Origin of the sequence: Spirillospora sp. CA-142024 (assembly GCF_050942325.1) — a bacterium.
GTDB lineage: Bacteria > Actinomycetota > Actinomycetes > Streptosporangiales > Streptosporangiaceae > Spirillospora.
Genome location: NZ_CP192077.1, coordinates 7,685,605 through 7,705,746 on the forward strand (window position 1 = coordinate 7,685,605; position 20,142 = coordinate 7,705,746).

At 72.1% G+C, this 20,142-nt stretch carries 22 protein-coding genes; 3 read left to right on the forward strand and 19 right to left on the reverse strand.

Translation table 11 applies throughout. The features are described from left to right. Window position 1: 1 nt before the first annotated feature. The 6 genes from ACQPZP_RS36390 to ACQPZP_RS36415 form a co-directional block, all read right to left on the reverse strand. A complete protein-coding gene (locus ACQPZP_RS36390; protein WP_433474201.1) occupies window positions 2-805 on the reverse strand; it encodes an ABC transporter permease in 804 nt (267 codons plus the stop codon). After that, complete coding sequence (locus tag ACQPZP_RS36395; RefSeq protein WP_433474202.1) at window positions 802-1,776, reverse strand: ATP-binding cassette domain-containing protein; 975 nt, start codon at window positions 1,774-1,776, stop codon at window positions 802-804. The genes ACQPZP_RS36390 and ACQPZP_RS36395 overlap by 4 nt, the downstream gene beginning before the upstream one ends. A 27-nt stretch (window positions 1,777-1,803) precedes the next feature. Continuing rightward, window positions 1,804-2,649, reverse strand: a complete 846-nt coding sequence (locus ACQPZP_RS36400; RefSeq protein WP_433474203.1) for a DUF4097 family beta strand repeat-containing protein — start codon at window positions 2,647-2,649, stop codon at window positions 1,804-1,806. Window positions 2,650-2,739: 90 nt separating this feature from the next. Further along, window positions 2,740-3,276: a toxin-antitoxin system HicB family antitoxin gene (locus ACQPZP_RS36405; RefSeq protein WP_433474204.1), complete on the reverse strand. Its 537-nt coding sequence runs from the start codon at window positions 3,274-3,276 to the stop codon at window positions 2,740-2,742. Between the two features lie 256 nt (window positions 3,277-3,532). Next, complete coding sequence (locus tag ACQPZP_RS36410; RefSeq protein WP_433474205.1) at window positions 3,533-3,949, reverse strand: tautomerase family protein; 417 nt, start codon at window positions 3,947-3,949, stop codon at window positions 3,533-3,535. 40 nt (window positions 3,950-3,989) lie between these two features. Continuing rightward, window positions 3,990-4,553, reverse strand: coding sequence for a TetR/AcrR family transcriptional regulator (locus tag ACQPZP_RS36415; protein WP_433474206.1), 564 nt, complete (start codon window positions 4,551-4,553; stop codon window positions 3,990-3,992). A gap of 83 nt (window positions 4,554-4,636) precedes the next feature. Here ACQPZP_RS36415 and ACQPZP_RS36420 point away from each other — a divergent pair, with 83 nt between their 5' ends. Further along, complete coding sequence (locus tag ACQPZP_RS36420; RefSeq protein WP_433474207.1) at window positions 4,637-5,410, forward strand: aldo/keto reductase; 774 nt, start codon at window positions 4,637-4,639, stop codon at window positions 5,408-5,410. 10 nt (window positions 5,411-5,420) lie between these two features. Here the strand turns inward: ACQPZP_RS36420 and ACQPZP_RS36425 are convergent, their stop codons facing one another. Then, window positions 5,421-6,194, reverse strand: a complete 774-nt coding sequence (locus tag ACQPZP_RS36425) for a phytanoyl-CoA dioxygenase family protein (RefSeq protein ID WP_433474208.1) — start codon at window positions 6,192-6,194, stop codon at window positions 5,421-5,423. Between the two features lie 127 nt (window positions 6,195-6,321). Here ACQPZP_RS36425 and ACQPZP_RS36430 point away from each other — a divergent pair, with 127 nt between their 5' ends. Next, window positions 6,322-7,242, forward strand: coding sequence for a helix-turn-helix domain-containing protein (locus tag ACQPZP_RS36430; RefSeq protein WP_433474209.1), 921 nt, complete (start codon window positions 6,322-6,324; stop codon window positions 7,240-7,242). 20 nt (window positions 7,243-7,262) lie between these two features. Next, window positions 7,263-8,414 (forward strand): FAD-dependent monooxygenase, encoded by a 1,152-nt coding sequence (locus tag ACQPZP_RS36435; protein ID WP_433474210.1) that lies wholly within the window; start codon window positions 7,263-7,265, stop codon window positions 8,412-8,414. Between the two features lie 33 nt (window positions 8,415-8,447). Here the strand turns inward: ACQPZP_RS36435 and ACQPZP_RS36440 are convergent, their stop codons facing one another. The 12 genes from ACQPZP_RS36440 to ACQPZP_RS36495 form a co-directional block, all read right to left on the reverse strand. Further along, window positions 8,448-9,338 (reverse strand): HpcH/HpaI aldolase/citrate lyase family protein, encoded by an 891-nt coding sequence (locus ACQPZP_RS36440; RefSeq protein WP_433474211.1) that lies wholly within the window; start codon window positions 9,336-9,338, stop codon window positions 8,448-8,450. Between the two features lie 9 nt (window positions 9,339-9,347). Beyond that, window positions 9,348-10,979 (reverse strand): AMP-binding protein, encoded by a 1,632-nt coding sequence (locus ACQPZP_RS36445; RefSeq protein WP_433474212.1) that lies wholly within the window; start codon window positions 10,977-10,979, stop codon window positions 9,348-9,350. Further along, the gene (locus tag ACQPZP_RS36450; protein WP_433474213.1) at window positions 10,976-11,773 is read right to left on the reverse strand and encodes an enoyl-CoA hydratase/isomerase family protein; all 798 of its coding nucleotides are present in this window, start codon (window positions 11,771-11,773) and stop codon (window positions 10,976-10,978) included. The genes ACQPZP_RS36445 and ACQPZP_RS36450 overlap by 4 nt, the downstream gene beginning before the upstream one ends. A gap of 104 nt (window positions 11,774-11,877) precedes the next feature. Next, window positions 11,878-12,279, reverse strand: a complete 402-nt coding sequence (locus ACQPZP_RS36455) for a Zn-ribbon domain-containing OB-fold protein (RefSeq protein WP_433474214.1) — start codon at window positions 12,277-12,279, stop codon at window positions 11,878-11,880. Between the two features lie 23 nt (window positions 12,280-12,302). Further along, the gene (locus ACQPZP_RS36460; RefSeq protein WP_433474215.1) at window positions 12,303-13,475 is read right to left on the reverse strand and encodes a thiolase family protein; all 1,173 of its coding nucleotides are present in this window, start codon (window positions 13,473-13,475) and stop codon (window positions 12,303-12,305) included. Then, window positions 13,472-13,936 (reverse strand): acyl dehydratase, encoded by a 465-nt coding sequence (locus ACQPZP_RS36465; RefSeq protein WP_433474216.1) that lies wholly within the window; start codon window positions 13,934-13,936, stop codon window positions 13,472-13,474. Before ACQPZP_RS36465 ends, ACQPZP_RS36460 begins: the two co-directional genes overlap by 4 nt. Beyond that, the gene (locus ACQPZP_RS36470; RefSeq protein WP_433474217.1) at window positions 13,933-14,529 is read right to left on the reverse strand and encodes an FAS1-like dehydratase domain-containing protein; all 597 of its coding nucleotides are present in this window, start codon (window positions 14,527-14,529) and stop codon (window positions 13,933-13,935) included. Before ACQPZP_RS36470 ends, ACQPZP_RS36465 begins: the two co-directional genes overlap by 4 nt. Beyond that, window positions 14,526-16,997: a CoA transferase gene (locus tag ACQPZP_RS36475; RefSeq protein WP_433474218.1), complete on the reverse strand. Its 2,472-nt coding sequence runs from the start codon at window positions 16,995-16,997 to the stop codon at window positions 14,526-14,528. Before ACQPZP_RS36475 ends, ACQPZP_RS36470 begins: the two co-directional genes overlap by 4 nt. Further along, entirely contained in the window at window positions 16,990-17,205 is a 216-nt protein-coding gene (locus ACQPZP_RS36480) for a ferredoxin (RefSeq protein ID WP_433474219.1), read from the reverse strand. The genes ACQPZP_RS36475 and ACQPZP_RS36480 overlap by 8 nt, the downstream gene beginning before the upstream one ends. 3 nt (window positions 17,206-17,208) lie before the next feature. Next, the gene (locus tag ACQPZP_RS36485; protein ID WP_433474220.1) at window positions 17,209-18,408 is read right to left on the reverse strand and encodes a cytochrome P450; all 1,200 of its coding nucleotides are present in this window, start codon (window positions 18,406-18,408) and stop codon (window positions 17,209-17,211) included. 33 nt (window positions 18,409-18,441) lie between these two features. Continuing rightward, window positions 18,442-19,242, reverse strand: a complete 801-nt coding sequence (locus tag ACQPZP_RS36490; protein ID WP_433474221.1) for an SDR family NAD(P)-dependent oxidoreductase — start codon at window positions 19,240-19,242, stop codon at window positions 18,442-18,444. A 34-nt stretch (window positions 19,243-19,276) separates the two neighbouring features. Then, a complete protein-coding gene (locus ACQPZP_RS36495) occupies window positions 19,277-20,125 on the reverse strand; it encodes an SDR family oxidoreductase (protein WP_433474222.1) in 849 nt (282 codons plus the stop codon). Window positions 20,126-20,142: the final 17 nt, after the last annotated feature.

Here is a 20,142-nt window from a genome sequence, read left to right on the forward strand (position 1 = left end):
GTCAGGCGCTGACGGCCTTCTTGTAGAGGCGGGTCGCCAGCGGGACGAACACGATCAGGATGACGGCGATCCACATGAGTGACACCGGGACGGCGTGCTGGATGGGCCAGGCGTCCGAGGTCTTCATCGCGGTGCTGGTGTTGCCGAAGAGCTCGCGCGCGGCCTGGGTGAAGGTCGAGACGGGGTTCCACTCGGCGACGACGCGGAGCGGCGCCGGCAGTTCGGAGCTGTCGAGGAAGGCGTTGGAGATGAACATCAGCGGGAACGAGACCATGGTGGCGATGTTGTTGAAGCTTTCCGGGGTGCGCAGGGCCAGCGCGACGGTCGCGGTGAACCAGGAGAACGCGTAGGCGAACAGCAGCAGAAGCCCGAACCCGAGGACGGCCTCGAAGGGCGAGGTGTGCACCCGCCAGCCGACGATCAGCCCCATCGCCGCCATGACGACCAGGCTGGCGAGGTTCATCAGCAGGTCGCTGACGGTCTGGCCGATCAGCACCGCGGACGGGGCCATGGGCAGCGAGCGGAACCGGTCGAAGATGCCCTTCTGCAGGTCCAGGGTCAGCGTGTAGCCGGTGATCTGCGCGCCCATGATCACGGCCTGGACGAAGATGCCGGGCAGCAGGAACTCCCGGTACGACATCCCCGGGACGTGGATGACGCTGCCGAAGACGTAGGCGAACATCAGCACGAAGACGATCGGGAACATGATCGCGGCGCCGAGGAGGTCCGGCGACCGCCTGATCTTCAGGGTGTTGCGCCGGGCGATCGTCCAGCCGTCGGCGATGGGCATGGTGAGCGCGTTCATCGGGCGGCCTCCCGGGCCTGCTCGTCGGTGCCGGACGCCTGGTGTCCGGTGAGGGTGAGGTAGACGTCGTCGAGGGTGGGCCGCCGCAGGCCGGCGTCCCGCACCCGGACTCCGCTGTCCGACAGCCGACCGAGGACGTGGCGGAGCGCCTCGGGGCCGTCGGTGACCGGGACGGTGATCTGGAGCGACTCCGGAACGGTCCGCATGGCGCCGACCGCGACCCAGGCGAGGGTCTGCCGGGCGGTCTCCAGCTCGGTGGCGTCGGTCACGGTCAGCTCGATGCGGTTGCCGCCCACCTTGTCCTTGAGCTCGTCGGCGGTGCCGCGGGCGATGGCGCGGCCGTGGTCGACCACCATGATCTGGTCGGCGAGGTGGTCGGCCTCCTCCATGTACTGGGTGGTCAGCAGCAGCGTGCTGCCGCCCGCGACCAGTTCGGAGATGGTGTCCCACAGCGCGGCTCGCGCACGGGGGTCCAGGCCGGTGCTGGGCTCGTCCAGGAACAGGACCGGCGGGTCGGCGACCAGCGCGCCGGCCAGGTCGATGCGGCGGCGCATGCCGCCGGAGTAGCCCTTCACCGGACGGTCCGCGGCGTCGGCGAGGTCGAAGCGTTCCAGCAGCTCGCGGGCGCGGGCCCTGCTGCGCTTGGCGCCCAGGTGGTACAGCCGCCCGACCATCTCCAGGTTCTCGGCGCCGGTGAGGTGCTCGTCGACGGCGGCGTACTGGCCGGACAGTCCGATGTACGAGCGCAGCCGCCGGGCCTCTTCGACGACGTCACATCCGGCGACGGTGGCACGGCCGGCGTCGGGGCGCAGCAGCGTGGTCAGGATCCGCACCGTCGTGGTCTTGCCGGCGCCGTTCGGGCCGAGCAGGGCGAGCACCGTCCCCTGCGGGACGGAGAAGCTCAGCCCGTCCAGGGCGGTCACCTCGCCGTACCTCTTGACCAGCCCTTCGGCTGTGATCGCGTCGCTCATGAGGGGTCTCCTTGGCGGTGTTGAGGGTCAGGACCGGTGGACGTCGATGTCGCCCCAGTTGGTCTGCGCGCGCACCTCGACGACCGCGTCGGCGGTCTCGGGGCCTTCGGCGGCGGTCAGGCTGTTGCGCACCACGCCGTTCTTGGAGTGCAGGTCCAGCCAGGCGGCCGTGCCCTCGGCGATGCCGACGTCGACCTTGCCGTGGCCGCCCTCCAGGTGGAGGGTGCCGCTCACCGCCGAGCTGATCCGGATCCGGCCGTGCGCGGTCTTCGCGGTGAGGCCGGCCAGCGCGCGGTGGACGGTGATGTCACCGGTGCCGGTCTTCAACTGCAGGTCACCGGTCGCCTCGCCCAGGGTGACGCCACCGGTGGAGTTCTTCACCGTGCCGGGGCCGTCGATGGCCCCGATCCGGATCGCCCCGGTGGAGGCGGTCACCTCGGCGGGTCCGGCCACCCGGTCCACGGAGATGTCTCCGGTGGACGCCTTGGCCTCCAAGGGCCCGGTCTCCTCCAGGCGCAGGTCGCCGATCGAGCTGCGCAGGACGGTCCGGCCGAGCGGGCCGGTGGCGATGAAGTCCCCCGCGACCTCGGCCTCGACGCGGGACCCGGCCGGCAGGTCCACGGTCACCTCGATGGAGCCGCGCCAGGAACGCAGGTGCGCGAGCCCTTTGGGCTTGGGGCCCTTGACCAGCAGCCGTCCGCCGGAGAGTTCGACGATCGTCTGCTCGGCGGCCTGCACGCTCGCTTCGGCGGACGGGTCGCTGGGGCGCACCTCCACCACGGTGTCGGCGCGGTCGCCGGCGTGGACGCGGACCTGGCCGATGTAGATCTGGATGTCGGCGCTGATCGGTTCGGGGGTCTCGAAAGCAGGCATGGCGGAGCCCTCCTCGTGGCTTCGGTGCGATATCCCGGCCTCCGGGGCCGGGCGATGAGTGGTGAGGGGCGATGGGGCCGGCGGGTGCCGCTAGCGCACCCAGCCGGTGTAGCTGCGCCCGCTCTGGGGCTGCTGCGGCCGGTCGGCGGTACGGCTCCCGGCGCCGGGCTCGAACGCGGCGGAGATGGCGCGGACCAGCCAGGCGTTGACCGAGATCCCCTGCCGGCCGGCGGCCTCCTCCACCCGCAGCTTGAGGTGCTCGGGCAGCCGCAGGGTCATCCGCGCGGTGCCGCCCTCCTCGGCGGGCGGCGGGCCGGCCGGCGGCGCGGCATCCGGTGCGGTCTCCGGCCCGCCGACGGCCGCGCCCTCCGGGAACGGCCCCGGCTGCGGTGGCGTCACCACGAACGCCGGGTCGCCGCCGCGCAGCCGCACGTCGACCGAGCCCGGCGCGAGATCACGGGTGATCTCGTCCGCCGCCGCCGACAGCGCCTCCAGCAGGGTGAGCCTGGCGGCCGAGTCCAGGGCGCCGGTGAGGCGCTCGGCCAGCGCGCGAGCGTCCGGGCCGCCCGCCTCGGCGGCGACGGCGAGCTCGCGGCGGAGGTTCTCCACGTACGGCATCAGGTCCATGCCACAACTATGACGCCATCGCGACGTCACGTCAAGCGGCAGATGACGTCACTCTGCCTAGAGTTGACGTCATTCGCCTTGAGCAATGGCCGCCCGAGGCGTCGGGGCGGCGAGCGGGCAGCCGCGTTCAGTCGCCGCTGGGCAGCCCTTCCTTCTCGGCGAGCACGCGGAGGGCCTCGTGCAGCGCCGCACGCTGGCGCGGGGTGAGCGGAGCGGTGCTTGGGATTGACGTCATAGACGGCGATCTTCCGGGCCGCTAGTCGCCGACCACCGGATCGGCCGCGGCGGAGGCCGGTGCGTACTGTGCCAGTCCGTTGCCGAACGACCAGTCGATCGATTCGTTCTCGGTGAGGCTGATGATCACGTTGCGGGGCTCGGTGCCGGCGTATGCGTGGGCGAGTTCGACGATCCGCCGGTAGAGGGCTCGCTTCTGCTCCGGCGTCCGTCCGGAGCGCATCGTGATCGCGATGAAGACGATGTCGTCATCGTGCTGCACCCCGAGGTAGTCGTCATAGCGCAGGGTGCCGCTGGTGCCATCGTGGCTGACCAGGACCTGGAAGCGGTCGTCGGGCGGGAAGCCGATCGTCTCGCCGAGAGCGTCGTGCACGGCGCGGCCGAGCGCGTCGAGGCGATCGCTTCCCGCCCTCAAGGCGTCGATACGGACAAGCGGCATTTCGATCGTTCCCTTCTCCCGTGATCCGGAGCTGCGACGGTCAGCGGTGCTCGCCGGCGAGCAGGCCGAGGGCACCGTCGATCGCCCTCGCCTGTACGTCGGCCGAGCCGGCGGCCCGAGCCAGCACATAGCCGCCCTGCACTACCGCGACCAGCGCGGTGGCGGTGGCCGTGGGGTCGATCCTGGGGTCGAGCTCGTCGTTGGCACGGCCCTCGGCCAGCAATTCGGCCAGCCGCCGGGTGAGCCAGGCGAAGGTCTCCTCCACGGGTCTGCGCAGCAGCGGGTCCGCCATCACATCGGGGTCCTGGGTGAGACGGCCGACCGGGCAGCCCTTCAGAGCCTCGCGTTCGCGCCGCATGTAGCCGGTGACCCGCTCGATCACGGTGCCCGGGCCGCTGAACGCGGCCTCCGCCCTGGCCCGCAGTTCGTCGGCACTGCGGCTGATCGCGGCGAGCGCAAGGTCGGGCTTGCCGCGGAAGTGGTGGTACATGCTGCCCTGGCCCGCTCCGGATCGCTCCTGGATCGCCTTCGGGCTGGTGCCGACGTAGCCGCGTTCCCACAGCAGTTCACGCGTGCTCTCGATGAGCCGTTCCCTGGCATCCACGGCACGAGCATACATACCAGTAGGTACAGTCGCTACTCCCCACGATCGTCGATCAAGGCGGAGGGCCGGGGGAGAATGCATGCATGACTCGGACTGTGAACCTGCCTGGCGGAACCGCGCTGCCGCTGATCGGTTTCGGGACCTGGCAACTGGGATCCAAGACGGCGTACGAGTCGGTGCGTGCGGCGCTTGAGATCGGTTACCGGCACATCGACACCGCGACGCTGTACAAGAACGAGGCGGACGTCGGCCAAGCCGTAAGGGACAGCGGTGTGGATCGGGAGCAGGTCTTCATCACCACCAAGCTCCGCCCGCAGGACGCGCGGCGTGCCCGTCGCACGCTGGAGTCGAGCCTTCGCATGCTCGACACCGGCTACGTGGACCTCTGGCTGATCCACTGGCCGACGGGCCGGGAGGAACTCGTCCCCACGTGGCAGGAGTTGCTGTCCGCCAAGGACGCGGGACTGGCCCGCAACGTCGGGGTCAGCAATTACAGTCCGGCCCTGATCGACCTGCTGACCGAGGCCACCGGACGGCAGCCGGCGGTCAACCAGATTCCGTGGAGCCCGGCGCAGCACGATCCGGCCCTGCTGGAGGAGCACGCTCGCCGGGGCGTAGTCGTCGAGGGCTACAGCGGCCTGAAGAACACCGATCTGCGCGATCCGGTCCTCACCGAGATCGCTCGGCGGCATGGGGCCACTCCCGCCCAGGTCGTCCTCCGCTGGCATCTGGAACACGACATCGTCGTCCTGCCCAGGTCCGCGCGCCGGGAACGCATCGCCGCCAACTTCGACCTGGACGGCTTCGAGCTCACAAAGGAGGACGTCACCGCCATCGACAACCTCGCCCGAAGGTGAGGTGAGGCGCTCAACTGAAGCGCGGGAAGTGCTCGTCGGGGAGGGGGCCGCCCACGGTGAGGCCGAGCGGTTCGGTGACAGGGTGCGTGGGTTGGGCCGCCAAGGTCAGGTCTGCGTCCGCATAAATGATGACGTGGGCTATGCGGGGGTCGTCCGTGAGGTTGGGCGTGGCGCTGTGGGCGAGGCGGGAGTTGTGGAACGTGCAGTCGCCCGCGCGCAGGGGGACGGTGACGCGTCGTTCCCACAGCAGTTCGGGTGCCACGGAGAACATGTCGGCGTGGTCGGACAGGTCCTGCGGCCGGAGGCCGTCCAGGTGCTGGGAGCCCGGGATGAAGGTCATGCAGCCGCGGTCGACCGGCACGTCCACCAGCGCCACCCAGGCCGAGAGCGCGTGCCGTGAGCCGGCGTGCGGCCAGTACGGCTGGTCCTGGTGGAACTCCGTCGCGGCCCCGTTCCGCGGCTCTTTGATCAGCAGCTGGTCATGCCACAACCGCAGCGGGACCCCCGCCAGCCGGGCCGCGATGGCGGCCAGGTCCGGGTTCAGGGTGAGCTCGCGCAGCGTCTCGTCGTGACGCCACAACTGGAGCAGCTGCGTGAAGATCTTTCCGTCGTGGTGGTCCCGGACGGTGTCGCGGGCCGCCATCGCCGCGTCGGCGAACCTGGCGGCGTCCGCACGGGAGATGACCCCGCGCAGGTGGACGAAACCGTCACGACGATACGCCGATACGACATCCTCGGAAAGGTCGGCCGGCGTGGTCCGTGGGTTTGCGGTAGCGACAGTCATGCTCGTCTTCCTCGTCTTCTGGAGGTTGTCTTCTCGACAACTGTCGCCGTCTCTCGACCAGGCCACTAGCACGAGAGCCCGACAGGTGTAGCACAATATTGACGACCACTCGTCGAAGCGAGGTCCGATGCATCGTGTGCGGCTGGCGGAGATCTTCCCGCCGGGCGGGCCGCCCATCGCCGCCGAGCGGTTCGAGCTGCGGAGCGGCACGCCCGCCCACAGCCACGACTTCATCGAGCTCGCCGTCGTCACGGGCGGCACCGCCACGCACGTCTCGGCCGCGGGCGAACAGCACCTGGACCGCGGCTCGGTGACGTTGCTCCGTCCGGGCGACTGGCACGGCTACCACGACTGCCGCCGCTTGATCGTCTACAACCTCTATGTCAGTCCGGAGGCGTTCCGGCGCGAGCTGGCCTGGATGCGCGCAGCCCCGCACCTCGGCCGCGTACTGCACACCGCCGGCCGACCCGGCCGCGACACCGGCCGTCCACTACGGCTCGATCCCGCCGCGCTGCGCATCGTCGAAACCGGCCTGGCCGAAACCGCAGGCCGGCCCGGTCCAGGCCTTGATCCCGGGCCTGTGTATGCCGTGCGGGCGGGAATACTGCTCTGCCTGCTGGGCGGCACGGCGGCATCTGTCCCCGCAGACGCCGCCGGCGACCGGACCGGCCATGTCCACCCCTCGGTGCTGGCCGCGGCGCAGTTGCTGGAGGACGACATCCAGCGCGCCTGGAGCCTGGACGAACTCGCCTCCACCGTGAGCGTGTCACCGCCCTACCTGACCCGTCTGTTCACCGCGCAGCTCGGCGTCCCGCCCATGACCTATCTGGGCAGGCTGCGAGCAGAGCGCGCCGCGGCACTCCTCATCGAGACCGACCTGCCCGTCGCGGTGATCGGAAGGCTCGTCGGCTGGGACGATCCCAACTACGCCGGCCGCCGGTTCCGGCACTTCTTCACGCTCGGCCCGGCCGCGTACCGGACCCGGTTCCGCGCCGGCGGCCGGATGGAGGGTCAGGAACAGCTCCGGCACGGCGCACCGGACACGTGACTCGTCAGCAAAGGACCGAGATGACGCGCATCATGATCGTCGGCGGTGGCATCGCGGGGAACGCGGCCGCGCTCGCCCTGGACCGGGCGGGGTTCGAGGTCGCGGTCCACGAGGCGCACCCCGACGGCGCCGCGGACATCGGCGCCTTCCTGACGCTCGCGAGCAACGGCATGGCCGCGCTCGCGCAGGTCGGCGCGGCCGACGCGGTCGCCGCGTCCGGATTCCCGATCACACGGCTCCGGCTCACCGACGCGACCGGCGCAGAACTCGCCAGCAGACCGCTGCGCGGGCACGACGCCCCACTGACCCGGTACCGGTGCTTGCGCCGCGCCACGCTGTGCCGGGTCCTGCAGTCCGAGGTGCGCCGCCGGGGGATCCCGCTCCATCACGGCAGGCGGCTGGATTCGGTCGACGAGGACGCCGGCGGCGTCACTGCGCGCTTCGACGACGGCCGCACCGAGCGGGCGGATCTGCTCGTCGGGGCCGACGGCCTGGGATCGACGGTGCGGCCCGTCATCAATCCGGACGGCGCCCGGCCGCGCCACGTCGGCCAGCGCGTCTTCTACGGCTACAGCACCCGGGCCGCCCCGCCGAGCGCCCCGGAGCGGATCGACATGATCAGGGGAACCACCACGGCGTTCGGCTACCTGGTCTCGCCCGCCGGGGAGACGTACTGGTTCGCGCGGGTGCCCGGGCCCGAGCTGACCCCGGGCGAGATCGCCGGAGGCGGTCCGCGCTGGCGGGACGCCCTGCTCCCCCAGCTGCGCGGTGACGCCACGCCCGCCGCCGGCATCGTCGCCGCCACCGGCGACCGGCTGATGGTGACCGACGCCCATGACCTTCCGGACGTCCCGCGCTGGCACACCGACCGCATCGTCATCATCGGGGACGCGGCGCACACCGCCTCGCCCGCCACCGGGCAGGGCGCTTCCATGGCGCTGGAGGACGCGGTCGTGCTGGCCAAGGCCGTCCGCGACACCACCGGCCTCCACCAGGCGCTGACCCGCTACGAATCGCTGCGCCGCCCCCGCACGCAGGCCAACATCGCCGCCAGCGCGCGGATGAGCGGCGCCGACGTCCCGGCCCACCTCTCCGGCCATCCCGCTCCCCCGACCGACGATGAAATGCTCGGCCAGCTGGACTGGAGCACGCCGCTCCCACCCGCGTCGTAGGCGGCCGGGGCGCAGAGTGTGAGGCCCGGGGGCCTAGGGTCGCGCGAAGTTGCGGACGCGGTGGGCGTGGGCGAGCCAGTCGCGGGCCTTGTCGGCGTGAGCGAGATCCACGTGCTGCCCCTGGAAGCGAACGGCGCCGTGGCCGGCCGCGGTGGACTCCTCCACGGCGGCGACCAGTTTCTCGTGATAGTCGACCTCGTCGTCTGTGGGCGTGAACACCTCGTTCACGACGGGGACGTGCGACGGATGGATCACGATCTGCCCGCGGAAGCCGAGCTGGAGCCCGTAGTCGGCGAAGGCGCGGAGGCCGGCCAGGTCGGCGAGGTCCTCCCAGAGCGCGGTCAGGGCATGCAGTCCGTACTGCCGGCATGCCAGCAGGATGCGGCTGCGCAGGTAGAGCGACTCGCTGCCCTCGGGGGACCAGCGGAACCCGACGGCCCGCGCGATGTCGGCGTGCCGGGACGTCGGACCGATCATCGCTCCAACCCGGGGGGACGCCCCGGCGATCTCGCCGCAGTTCGCGATGGCGTCGACCGTCTCGACGGGGACGATCATCTCCAGCCCGGACGCGCCGTTGCGCGTCTCGAACCAGTCGGTGAGCGTCTCCCAGCGCAGCACGTCCGCCGCGTCCCGGATCTTGGGGGTGAACAGGCCGGTGAGCTCCGGGCACACCACCTCCTCCAGGTCCCCGCCCGCGAGCCGGGTGTCCAGCGCGTTCGGGCGGACGAACAGCCCCGCGAACGGCGACCGGGCGCGCAGCTCGGCGAGGGTCGCCCGGACGGTCGCGCGGCTCTCGCGTTTCAGCTCGTCCGGGACGGAGTCCTCCAGGTCGAGCACGATGGCGTCCGCGCCGGAGGCGAGCGCCTTGTGCGCCCAGGCCGGCTTGTGGCCGGGGACGAACAGCACCGAGCGGTAGGGATGCATGGGGACCTCTCAGCGGCGGTCGTGCGTGTCCGGTGTGACCCCCGCCGCGCGCAGTTTGGCCTTCTGCACGCGCTGGGAGGGCGTCTTCGGCAGGGAGTCGACGAAGCGCAGGTAGCGGGGGACGGCGAACGCGGGGATCCGGCTCTCGCACCACTCCCACACGCTCGCGGGCGTCGTCTCCTCGCGGGTGACCAGGTAGGCCATGACCTCGTCCTCACCGGCCTCCGTGCCGGCGGGGACCGCGATGACGGCGCATTCGGCCACGGCGGGGTGGCTGAGCACGGCGGTCTCGACCTCGTAGGAGCTGATGTTCTCGCCGCGCCGGCGCAGGGCGTCCTTGAACCGGTCGACGAAGTAGAACCAGCCGTCCTCGTCGCGCCGCAGCGCGTCCCCGGTGTGGAACCAGAGATTGCGCCAGGCCTCGACGGTCCGGTCGGGCATGTTGAAGTACCCGTTGCTGGAGATGAACGGCACCTTCGGCCGGACGACGAGTTCGCCGATCGAGCCGACCGGGACCTCCTCGTCGGTCTCGGGGTCGACGAGCGCGACGTCGAACCACTCGTCGGCGGCGAGCCCCGCCGCCCCCGCCGGGCGGTCCTCGCCGTAGGGGGAGAGGATCGGCGCGGAGGTCTCGGTGAGCCCGAACACCTCCACGAACGCCTCGATCCCGAAGCGCTCCTTCATCGGCGCGAGGATCGAGGACGCGGTCGGCGCGGCGAACACGCACCGCAGGAGGTTGTCCGCGTCATCGGGACGGCGCTCCTGCTTCCAGATGAAGTCCATCATCACGCCGATGAAATTGGTGACCGTCACGCGGCTTTCACGGATCTGCTCGATCCAGCGGCTCGCGCTGAAACGGCTGCGCACGACGAAGCGGGCGCCCGCGACGAGGGTGGGATAGGCGGCCATGAACTGGGCGTTGCCGTGGAAGAGCGGCGTGACGGCCATCCAGGCGTCCTCGGCCGTGAGGCGGGTGAGGCAGACGCATTCCTGCGCAAAGAAGTACATCTGCGCGTGCGGCATCGCCACGCCCTTGGACGGGCCGGTCGTCCCGGAGGTGAAGAACACCGACGCCAGGTCACGGGGTCCGACGGCCGGCAGCTCTGCCTCCCCGGCCTCCAGCAGCTCGTCCCACGGCGCCGCCTCCCAGCCGGCGGCGCGCAGCGCCGCGACGGCCTCGGCCTGCCGCCCGGTGTCGATCACCCAGAACCTGCGGATGCCGGCGGCGGCCTCGGCGACGGCGACGAACCGCTCGGCGTAGACGTCGTCGATGACCGCGGCCGTCGCCTCGACCGTGCGCACCTGGTGGGCCAGGAAGTCGCGCTCGTAGGCGGTGTTGATCGGCACTTCGACCAGGCCGGCGACCGCGGTGCCGAGCCAGGTCCGCACGAACCGGGACGAGTTCGCCGCCACGATGACCACCCGGTCGCCGGGCTGGACGCCCGACGCCAGCATCGAGGTGCCGACCGCCTCGGCGTCCGCCAGCGCCTGCGCGAACGTCCAGGTCGCCCCCTCTTCGGGCGCCTCCAGCCAGACGGCGCCGGGGCGTTGCGCGGCGTGGTGGCGCAAGATGGCCGGGAGCGCCCAGTCCCCGCGGTCCTCGAACACCGAACGCAGGTCGCGGTAGTACCGGAACGTCACTGCTCGGCCCCTTCGTCCGCCGCGGCGGCACAGCGGCCACCGCGGAAATCGGGCGCGCGTTTCTCCAGGAACGCCTGAGCGCCCTCGCGCATGTCCTCGCTGCCGACCGCCTGCAGGAGCATGCCGAGGCCGGAGCTCATGTTGTCGGCCGACTGGTGCCACCACTGGTTGGAGCTGATCTTGGCTATCTCCAGGTAGCGGGGGCTCAGCCGGTGGATCTCGGCGAGCCAGCGGCCGACGGCCTCGTCCAGTGCGCCGTCGTCGACGACCTCGTTCACCAGGCCGAGGGCGAGCGCCTGCTCGGCGGTGTAGCGGCGGCACAGCATCGCCATCTCCTTCGCCCGCTTCTCGCCGATCTGGACCGCGAGCAGGTTGGTCGCGCCGAGCACCCCGGCCGAGCCCACCTTCGGGCCGGTCTGGCCGAACGTCGAGCGCCGCGTCGCGATCGCGAAGTCGCAGGCCACGACCAGCTCGTTGCCGCCGCCCGCCGCGGCGCCGTCGACCGCGGCGAGCACCGGCCGGGGGCAGGCGCGGATCGCGTGCACGAGCCGGTGGGACGCGGTGAAGAGCGCCCGCAGGGCCACCGGATCGGGGTCGCCGAGCTGGTCGAGGGCGCCGCCCGCGCAGAAGGCCCCGCCGGTCCCGGTCAGCACGACGGCGTCGGCCCCCGCGGCGTCCTCAACGGCCGAGATCATCGTCCTGGCCATGTCGAGGTCGTAGGCGTTGCGGCGGTCCGGCCGGGCGATCCGGATCCAGACGACCGGACCGCGGCGCTCCACTTCGACGGCCGTCACGGGCACCCTCCTCGTCGTCCGAGCGGCGTTCGCACCACTTTCGATGGCTGCAATCTATGCTTTTCATAATCATAAATCAACCATCGGGGCCGGCGCTCCGGGGGCTAGCCGGCGACGTGGCCGACCGGCATGGCCTCGCCGCCCTCGGGACGGGCGAAGCCCACCCGGACGGCCAGGCCGGCCCTCAGCTCGGGGCCCTCGGCGTCCACCAGCCGCAGGGTCAACCATGGCCCCTCGGCCAGCTCGACGATGCCGATGACCTGGTCCGGAGCCCTCCGGCCGTCCTCGCCGCGACGCCCCGGCTTGATCGTCCAGCTCACCAGTTCGCCAGTGCCCGCGGCGGCTCGCCACTCCAGATCGCGGGCCTGGGTGACCGAGCAAACGAGCGCGGCGGGCTCGGACCACTCGCCGCTGCTCGGCGAGTAGCGGAGCATGAGCCTGCCCTCGGCCGCGCCGTCGAAGAACGGGGCCGAGTGCTCGTCCCGGACCACGGGGATCAGTGTCATCCCTGCGCCTCCTCTGCTGCCGTCTATTCGGACTTCGGGTGCGGGCTCAGGATCAGGGTGGAGTGGAAGTCCAGCACTCCCCCGTTCCCGCTCACCATGATCAGGTCGTGCTCGGGCACCTGGCGCTCCCCGCCGTCCCCCCGGGCCTGGATGATCGCCTCGGACAGCGGCGTCATGCCCCACATGTAGTACGAGGACAGCTCGCCGCCGCCGGTGTTGGTGGGATGGCTTCCGCCGGGCGCGATCGCACCGCTCGCCACGAACTCCCCGCCCTCGCCCTTCGCGCAGAATCCGTAGTCTTCGAGCGTGACGAGCGTCGTGTAGGTGAAGCAGTCGTAGATCTCCCGGACGTCGATGTCGTCCACCCCGACTCCGGCCATCTTCAGCGCCTCCGCACCCGACCGCGCAGCACCGGTGACCAGGCCGAACTCGCTGCCGCGCCGGTTGACGTAGCCGGGATGCGCCTGCCCCCAGCCCCAGACGTGCACCGGCGGGCGGCGCAGCCCCGCCGCCCGCTCCGCGCTCGTCAGGATCACCGCGACGCCGCCGTTGCTGACCAGGCAGCAGTCCAGCAGCCGCAGCGGGTCGGCGATCATGCGTGAGCTCCGGTGGTCGTCCAGCGTGATCGGGTCGCGCATCTGGGCGTGCGGGTTCATCGCCGCCCACTGGCGCGCCGCGACGGCGACCGCGCCGAGCTGCTCGCCGGTCGTGCCATAGGCGTTCATGTGGCGGCGGGCCGCGACCGCGTACCGCTCGGGCGCCGCCTTGAGCCCGGCGGCGGCGGGCAGCGCGCCGACACCGCGCATCGCCCGCTTCTGTCCCGCATAGGACGCGCCCGCGCTCTTGCCCTCCTTCAGCGGAGCGTCGGCGTAGACGCAGGCGACGACGTCCGCCATCCCCGCGGCGATCGCCATCGAGGCGTACTGCACCATCTGGCCCGCCGACGACCCGAAGCCCTGAATGGTCGCGAGGACGCGGGTGTCGCGCATCTGCAGGGCGGACTGGAGCCGCAGATCGATGTCGTTGCCGACGCCGGGGTTGACGAGCAGGCCGTCGATGTCGGGCAGGTCCAGTCCGGCGTCCTCGGCGGCCCGCGCGATCGCCTCGATGGCGAAGCCGGCGGGGGTGCGCCCGTAGATCCGCCCGAACCCGGTCAGGCCCAGACCGGCGATGACCGCCGTGCGGTCCGTCCTCATCGGTCTCCCTCCCCGCGGCGGGGCAGGACGACCTCGACGACGCCCGGTCCGACCGTGACGCCGGTGGAGTTCTCGCAGCGGATCGCGATCTCCACGACGCCGTGTCCGTCCTCGACCCTGGCGTCCTTGACCTCGGCGAGGACGCGCATGGTGTCGCCGACGACGTTGAACGACCGCATCCGGAAGCCGCGGACGGCCCGGATCGTCCCGGCCAGGCCCATCCAGTCGCGGACGCAGCGTTCCCAGGCCGTCAGCAGGAACTGGGTGTTGGCGTACATCTCCGGCGCGCCGGTCTTCTGGGCGTACCGGGTGTTGTGGTGGATGGAGTTGAAGTCGCGGTTGGCGCCCGCGGCCATCACCAGCCGGTACACGGTCAGGGGGTACGCCACGACGGGCAGCGCCTCCCCCACCGTGACGTCCTCGAACCGGCGCCCCTCCAGGGCCGGCGCCATCTCACTCATGCCTGCTCCTCGCCCTCGCCGGTCTTGGGCACGTAGGCGTAGGTGCCGATGCGGATCCGCGCGACGATCTCGCCGGGCTCGGTCACGATCTCGCTCTCCCAGGTCATGAAGGCACCGCGTCCGACCGCGGTCTCCTTGGGCGCGCAGGACACGAGCCGCCGCCCTCGGCGGCCGATCCGCTCGCCGGCCACCACCGGGCGCAGGAACTCCACCTCGATGTCGGTGCCGAAGAAGCCCGTCGTCCGCGGGCCGATCGGCATGTCCTGGTTGTTGATGGCGCTGCGCACCGGCTGGGCGTCCCGGTCGTCGCTGTCGAACAGCGTCTCCCCCGGCGTCCACATCGGCGGCAGGGTCCACGACATCGCTCCCGTGTACGGCATCGTCACATCGTCGTAGCCGGCCCGCAGCGCCACGTCCGGGTCGGTGTGCAGCGCGCAGTCGAACTCCAGCGGCTCCAGGTAGCGGCGGATCGCTCCGCGCTCGACCGGATCGGCGCCCCAGATCGTCTCCCCGTCGGAGAAATCCCGGCCGACGGCGTCGACCACCGGCTGCCAGCCGGCCTTCCAGTCGGTCTCGGTCGTGTCCGAGGTCAACGAAGCGCTCCTCCCTGTTGCAGTTCACGAACCCGCGCGTCCGGGTAGCCGAGGACGTCCCGCAGGACGGTCTCGTTGTCCTGGCCCAGGGTCGGGGCAGGACGCTCCACGACGCCGGGCGTCTCCGACAGCAGGTACCGCGGGCCCTCGACGTAGGCGGTGCCGTGCAGCGGATGGTCGAGGGCCACGATGTGGCCGCGATGCGCGAGCTGCGGGTCGGCGGCGAAGTCCGCGCTCGACTGGGACAGGTGCGCGGGGACGCCCGCGTCCTGCAGGGTCCCTTCGACGTCGCGGGCGTGCCGTTCGGCCGTCCAGGCCGCGATGGCCGCGTCGATCTCGGCCTCGGCCGCCGCGCGCCCGGCGGCGGTGGCGAGGTCCGCCCGGCCGGCCAGATCGGCGCGGCCGACGGCCTCGGCCAGCCGCCGCCATTCCCCTTCGGTGCGCGCCGCGACGGCGGCGAACCGCTCGCGGCCGTCCTCCGGCAGGCACGCGTAGACGCCGTGCGGGGCCAGTGCCTCGTCGCGGTTGCCGTTCCGCCGCGCGACCGTGCCGTCGAATCCGTTGTGCGCGATCTGAGGCGACAGGAAGAACACCCCGGCCTCGATCTGCGCCACGTCGATGTAGCGGCCCCGGCCCGTCCGCCGGCGGTCCTCGATCGCCGCCAGCAGCGTGGCGAGGGCCAGCCGCGGGCCGACGTAGTCGGTGTACGGGCCGAACGGTCCCATCGGGAGGCGGTCCTCCCAGCCGACGAGTCCCTGGAAACCGCTGAGGGAGGAACCGACGTTGCCGTACCCGGCGAGCCGCGTCCACGGCCCGGTCTGGCCGGCGATGCTCGTGCTCAGCATGATCAGGGACGGGTTGTCCGCCGCCAGCGCCGGGTAGTCCAGGCCCCATCGCGCCAGGAGTCCCGGGGAGAACGATTCGACGACCACGTCCGCCCAGCGGGCGAGGTCGCGGACGACGGCCCGGCCCTCCTCGCTCTTCAGGTCGACCGTCAGGCCGAGCTTGCCGGCGTTGCAGTTTCCGAAGAGCGCCGAGTTCTCCGTTCCCGGGACGCCGCCGTAGAAGGGCTGCATGAGCCGCGCGGTCTCGATGCGGGTACTGGACTCGGCCCGGACGACCCGCGCTCCGAAGTCGGCGAGCGCGCGCCCGATGAGCGGGCCGGCCACGACCCAGGACAGGTCGAGCACCTTCAGCCCGGCCAGCGCGGACGCCGGGCGGGGCGCGCTGCGCGGCGAGGCGGTCGCCCGCCCTTCCTGGGCCGTCCAGTCGCGGATGACCTCGCCGGTGTGCTCACCGGCCCGAGGGGCGCGGCCTCGGACGCGCGGCCCGTCGCCGCCCCTGACCTGGGCGATCCGGCCGGGAACGCGCACCGTCCGGCCGTCCACCTCGACCTCGTCCCAGAAGCCGCGCGCGGCGAGGTGCGTGCCGCCGGCGACGTCCGCCATGTCGAAGATCGGCACGCACAGCAGGCGATGCTCGATCGCCGCGTCGAGCACCTCGGCCTTGGTCTTGGCCCGCAGGAACGCCCGGACGGCGGCGCGCGCGTCCTCGAGATCGGCGGTGCTCACCGTGCCGTCGGAGACCAGGCCGGGGAGGGCCCTCCAGTCCCAGGACGCGATGCGCTCGCCGACCGCGCCTTCTGCCCTGAGCCAGCCGAAGAGATTGTTGGTGAACGCGCCGGCGGCCGGGCCCATCGACAGGTGCAGCTCGACCATCCCGTCCTTGACGTGCCACTTCTTCAGGGCGTTGGGGGTCGCGGCGCCGCTGCCGCTCTGGTCGGAGCTCTCGGCGGGCTGCTGGTGCCACTCGGGGTTCTCGTCGCCGACGGCGTGGGCGAGCACGCGGGCGAGCGTCGCGACCCCGAGGCTCGCCTGCGCCGAGACGTCCACGACCTGGCCCGCGCCGGTGCCGCCCCTGGCGAGGACGGCGAGCAGCGTGCCCGCCGCAGCGTCCGCCCCGGCATGCAGGAAGGCCTGCGGCACGCTGATCCGCAGCGGTGGCCGGCCGTCGTCGCGGTGCGGGTCGAGCGGGCCGCCCGCGGCCCATACGACCAGGTCGCAGTCGGCGTAGCCGGCCTTGGGGCCGGACGTCCCGAACGCGCTGATCATCGTGTAGACCAGCGACGGGTGCCGCGCTCTCAGTGCCTCGTGGTCGAGCCCGCGCTCCCGCAGCCAGTCCACCGGGTAGGACGTGACGAAGACGTCCGCGCCCGCCGCCAGCTCGCGGACCAGCGCGAGACCGGACTCTTCGTCCAGGTCCGCCACCAGGCTCCGCTTGCCCGCCGCGTAGGTCTCCCAGAACATCGAGGGGTGCCCGCCGCCGTCCGCGACCGGCGGCGCGGACCGCGCCGGCGAGCCTCCAGGCGGTTCGACCTGCACCACGTCGGCGCCGAGATCGGCGAGCAGCCGGCCGCAGAGCAGCCCGCGCTCGTCGGTCAGGTCCAGGACGCGCAGATGCTCAAGCATCGGTATCGGCGGCGACCCGCAGCGAGATGGCGCCCTCGGGGCAGGCGTCCGCCGCCTCCTGCGCCTCTTCCCGCATTCCTTCGGGGACCTCGACCGTCTGCCCGCGCTGGGCGACGAAGCCCTCCTCGTCGTCGGAGAGCAGGCCGGGGGCCGACATGTAGCAGCGGCCGTGCCCCATGCACTTGTCCGCGTCGATCGACAGGAACATCGTTCACACCGTCCATTCGAGGGGAAGGCTCGGCATGGTCAGCTGACCGCCGCGCTCTGTCAGGGTCGTACCCGGGGGGATCCGGTAGTCCGGGATCCGCTCGTGCCATTCGCGCAGCACCACCGCCAGCTCCAGGCGGGCGAGGTGCATGCCGAGGCAGCGGTGCGGACCGGCGCCGAACGCCAGGTTCTGGTTGACGCCCTTGCGCCCGATGACGAACTCGTCGGGATCGGGGTACTTGCGAGGGTCTCGGTTGGCGGAGGCGATCCCGAGCCAGACGATGTCGCCCTTCTCCAGGTCCAGATCATGGAATTCGCCGGGTTCCTGCACCTCGCGGCCCGCCTGGAACACCAGCGGGTAGAGGCGCAGGAACTCCTCGACGGCCGCCGGGATCACCTCGGGTTCCGTGCTGATCCGCCGCCGGTCCTCCTCGTGGGTAGCGAGGTGGGTGAACATGAAGCCGAGCGCGCTGCGGGTGGTGTCCAGGCCCGCGAGCATGAGCGTCATGCAGATCGTGAGGATGTCGTCCTGCGCGAGGGGCTCCCCGTCGATGCGCGCCTCGGTCAGCCGGGACACCATGTCCCATTTCGGGTCGAGGGGCGCGGCGCGCCGCTCGTTCACCGCGGTGTCGAAATAGTCGAGGATCTTGCGCTTGGCGGCGGCCGCCTCGGCCGGGTCGCCGCCGAAGAAGCCGGCGAACAGCGTCTCCGACCAGGGCAGGAAGAACTCCCCGTCGCTCACCGGCAGGCCGAGCGTGGCCAGGAACAGGTCGGTCGGGTAGCGGATCGCGAACTCGGCGACGAAGTCGCAGCCGCCCTTGGGCCTGACCTCCTCGACCAGTTCGACGCACCGCTCGTGGGCCAGGTCCTCCATCCGCTTGACCGCCGCCGGCGAGAAGAACGGGTTGAGGACGCGCCGCAGCTTCGCGTGCTCCTGGCCGTTCAGGTCCTGCGGAAGCAGCGCGATCCCCGGCTCGGGGTTGAGCGCGCTGCGGGCCCGCGTCGTCCACTCGGCGTGCTTCTGGAATCCCTCCAGCACGTCCTCGTAGCGCTGCAGCATCCAGAATCCGCGCGGACGCGTGTCGTTGAAGTGGAACCGGGCCGCCTCGCGCTCGGCGTCGAGCAGCGCGTAGTGCTCGAAGAGCGCGGAGTCCTCGCCGTACTCGGTGTGGCTGACGGGACAGCCCCGCATCATCTCGGTCATCGGTGGAAACTCCCTGTCACTCGGAGCACATGATCATTCGGAGCGCACGCCGCGCCAGGCGGTCGTGCCGCCGTCCACGGGGACGACGGCGCCGGTGAGGAAGGAGGCGTCGTCGGAGGCCAGGAAGCACACGACCTTGGCGACCTCGTCCACGCGGCCGAACCGCGGGATCAGGTGCGTGCCCGTCATCGCCCGGATCCTGGCCTCCGCCTCCTTCTCGTCCTTCGCGGCGGCCAGGTGCGCACGGCTCATCGGCGTCTCGATGGACCCGGGGCAGTAGGCGTTGCACCGCACCCGCGGCGCCAGCTCGACGGCGGCGGACCGGGTGAGCTGGACGACGGCGCCCTTGCTCGACGGGTACGCGGCCGACGGATAGCCGGTCATCCCGGCGACGGACGCGGCGTTCACCACCGAGGGCCCGCGGTCCGAGGCGAGCAGATGCGGGGCCGCCGCCTTCGTCGCCAGCCAGACGGCCTTGACGTTGATCGCGTACACCCGGTCCCAGGCGTCCTCGGGCAGCGTCAGGAACGTGGCGCCGGGGGCGACGGCGCCGTCCAGCACGCCCGCGTTGTTGACCAGCGTGTCCAGTCCGCCCGCCGCCGCCACGACCGCGTCGATCATGGCCGGGATCCCGGCGGAGTCGGCGAGGTCGACCTTGATCGCCCGGGCCGCGGCGCCCTCGCTCCGCACCGCCTCGGCGGTCTGCTCGGCCGCGGATCCGTCGATGTCGGCCACGCCGACGAAGGCGGCGCCCCGGCGGGCCGCCTCCACGGCGATCCCGCGCCCCATGCCGGCGCCGCCGCCGGTCACGAGCACGCGCTTGTCGGTCAGCACGTCGGCCTCCTCAGGTCGCGGTGGTCTCCGGCGCTCATGTCGATGCGTCCGTCCGGCGGCCGGCTTCGAGCAGCCCGGCGGGCTCCTCGTACCGGCCGGTGGCGAACGGGGACGGCCCGCCGGCGCCGGTCATCCCGGCGTCGACCGGCAGCACGGTCCCGGTGACGAGCGCGGCGTCGTCGCTCGCCAGGTAGAGCGCGCCCGCCGCGATGTCGGCGGGACGCAGCGGACGGTCCATGTAGGCGGTGCCGCTGAGCGCGGTCTGCGCCCCGGCGAGGTCGGCGGCCCCTTCCGCCACCAGCTCGGCGGTCATCGGGGACACGACGGCGCCCGGCACGATCACGTTGCACCGGACGCCGAAGCGCCGCAGCTCTGCGGCGACCGAGTTGGACAGGCCGATGATCCCGGCCTTGACAGCGCTGTAGACGTGCGGGCCCACCCCGCCGAGGACGCCGGCCGGGCTCGACGTGGAGATGATCGATCCCGAGCGGCGCGGCTTCATCACCCGGGCGGCGTGCTTCATCCCGCACAGCACGCCGCGCAGGTCGACCGCGATGGTGAGGTCGGCGTCGGCCAGCCTCGTCCGGTCGATGGGACCGAGCGCGCCCATCACGCCGGCGTTGTTGAACATGACGTCGAGCCCGCCGAACACCTCGACGGCCGTGTCGACCAGCGCGGCCACGTCCTCCTCGCGGGTGACGTCGGTCCGCCGGAACAGCGCACCGTCCCCGAGTTCCGCGGCGAGGGCCGCGCCGGGGCCCTCCTGGACGTCCGCGATGACCACGCAGGCGCCTTCGGCGTGGAAGCGGCGCGCGGTGCCCTCGCCGATCCCGCTCGCGCCGCCGGTGATGACCGCGACCTTCCCGGCCAGCCGTCCGGACATGCCCCTCCTCGACTCCC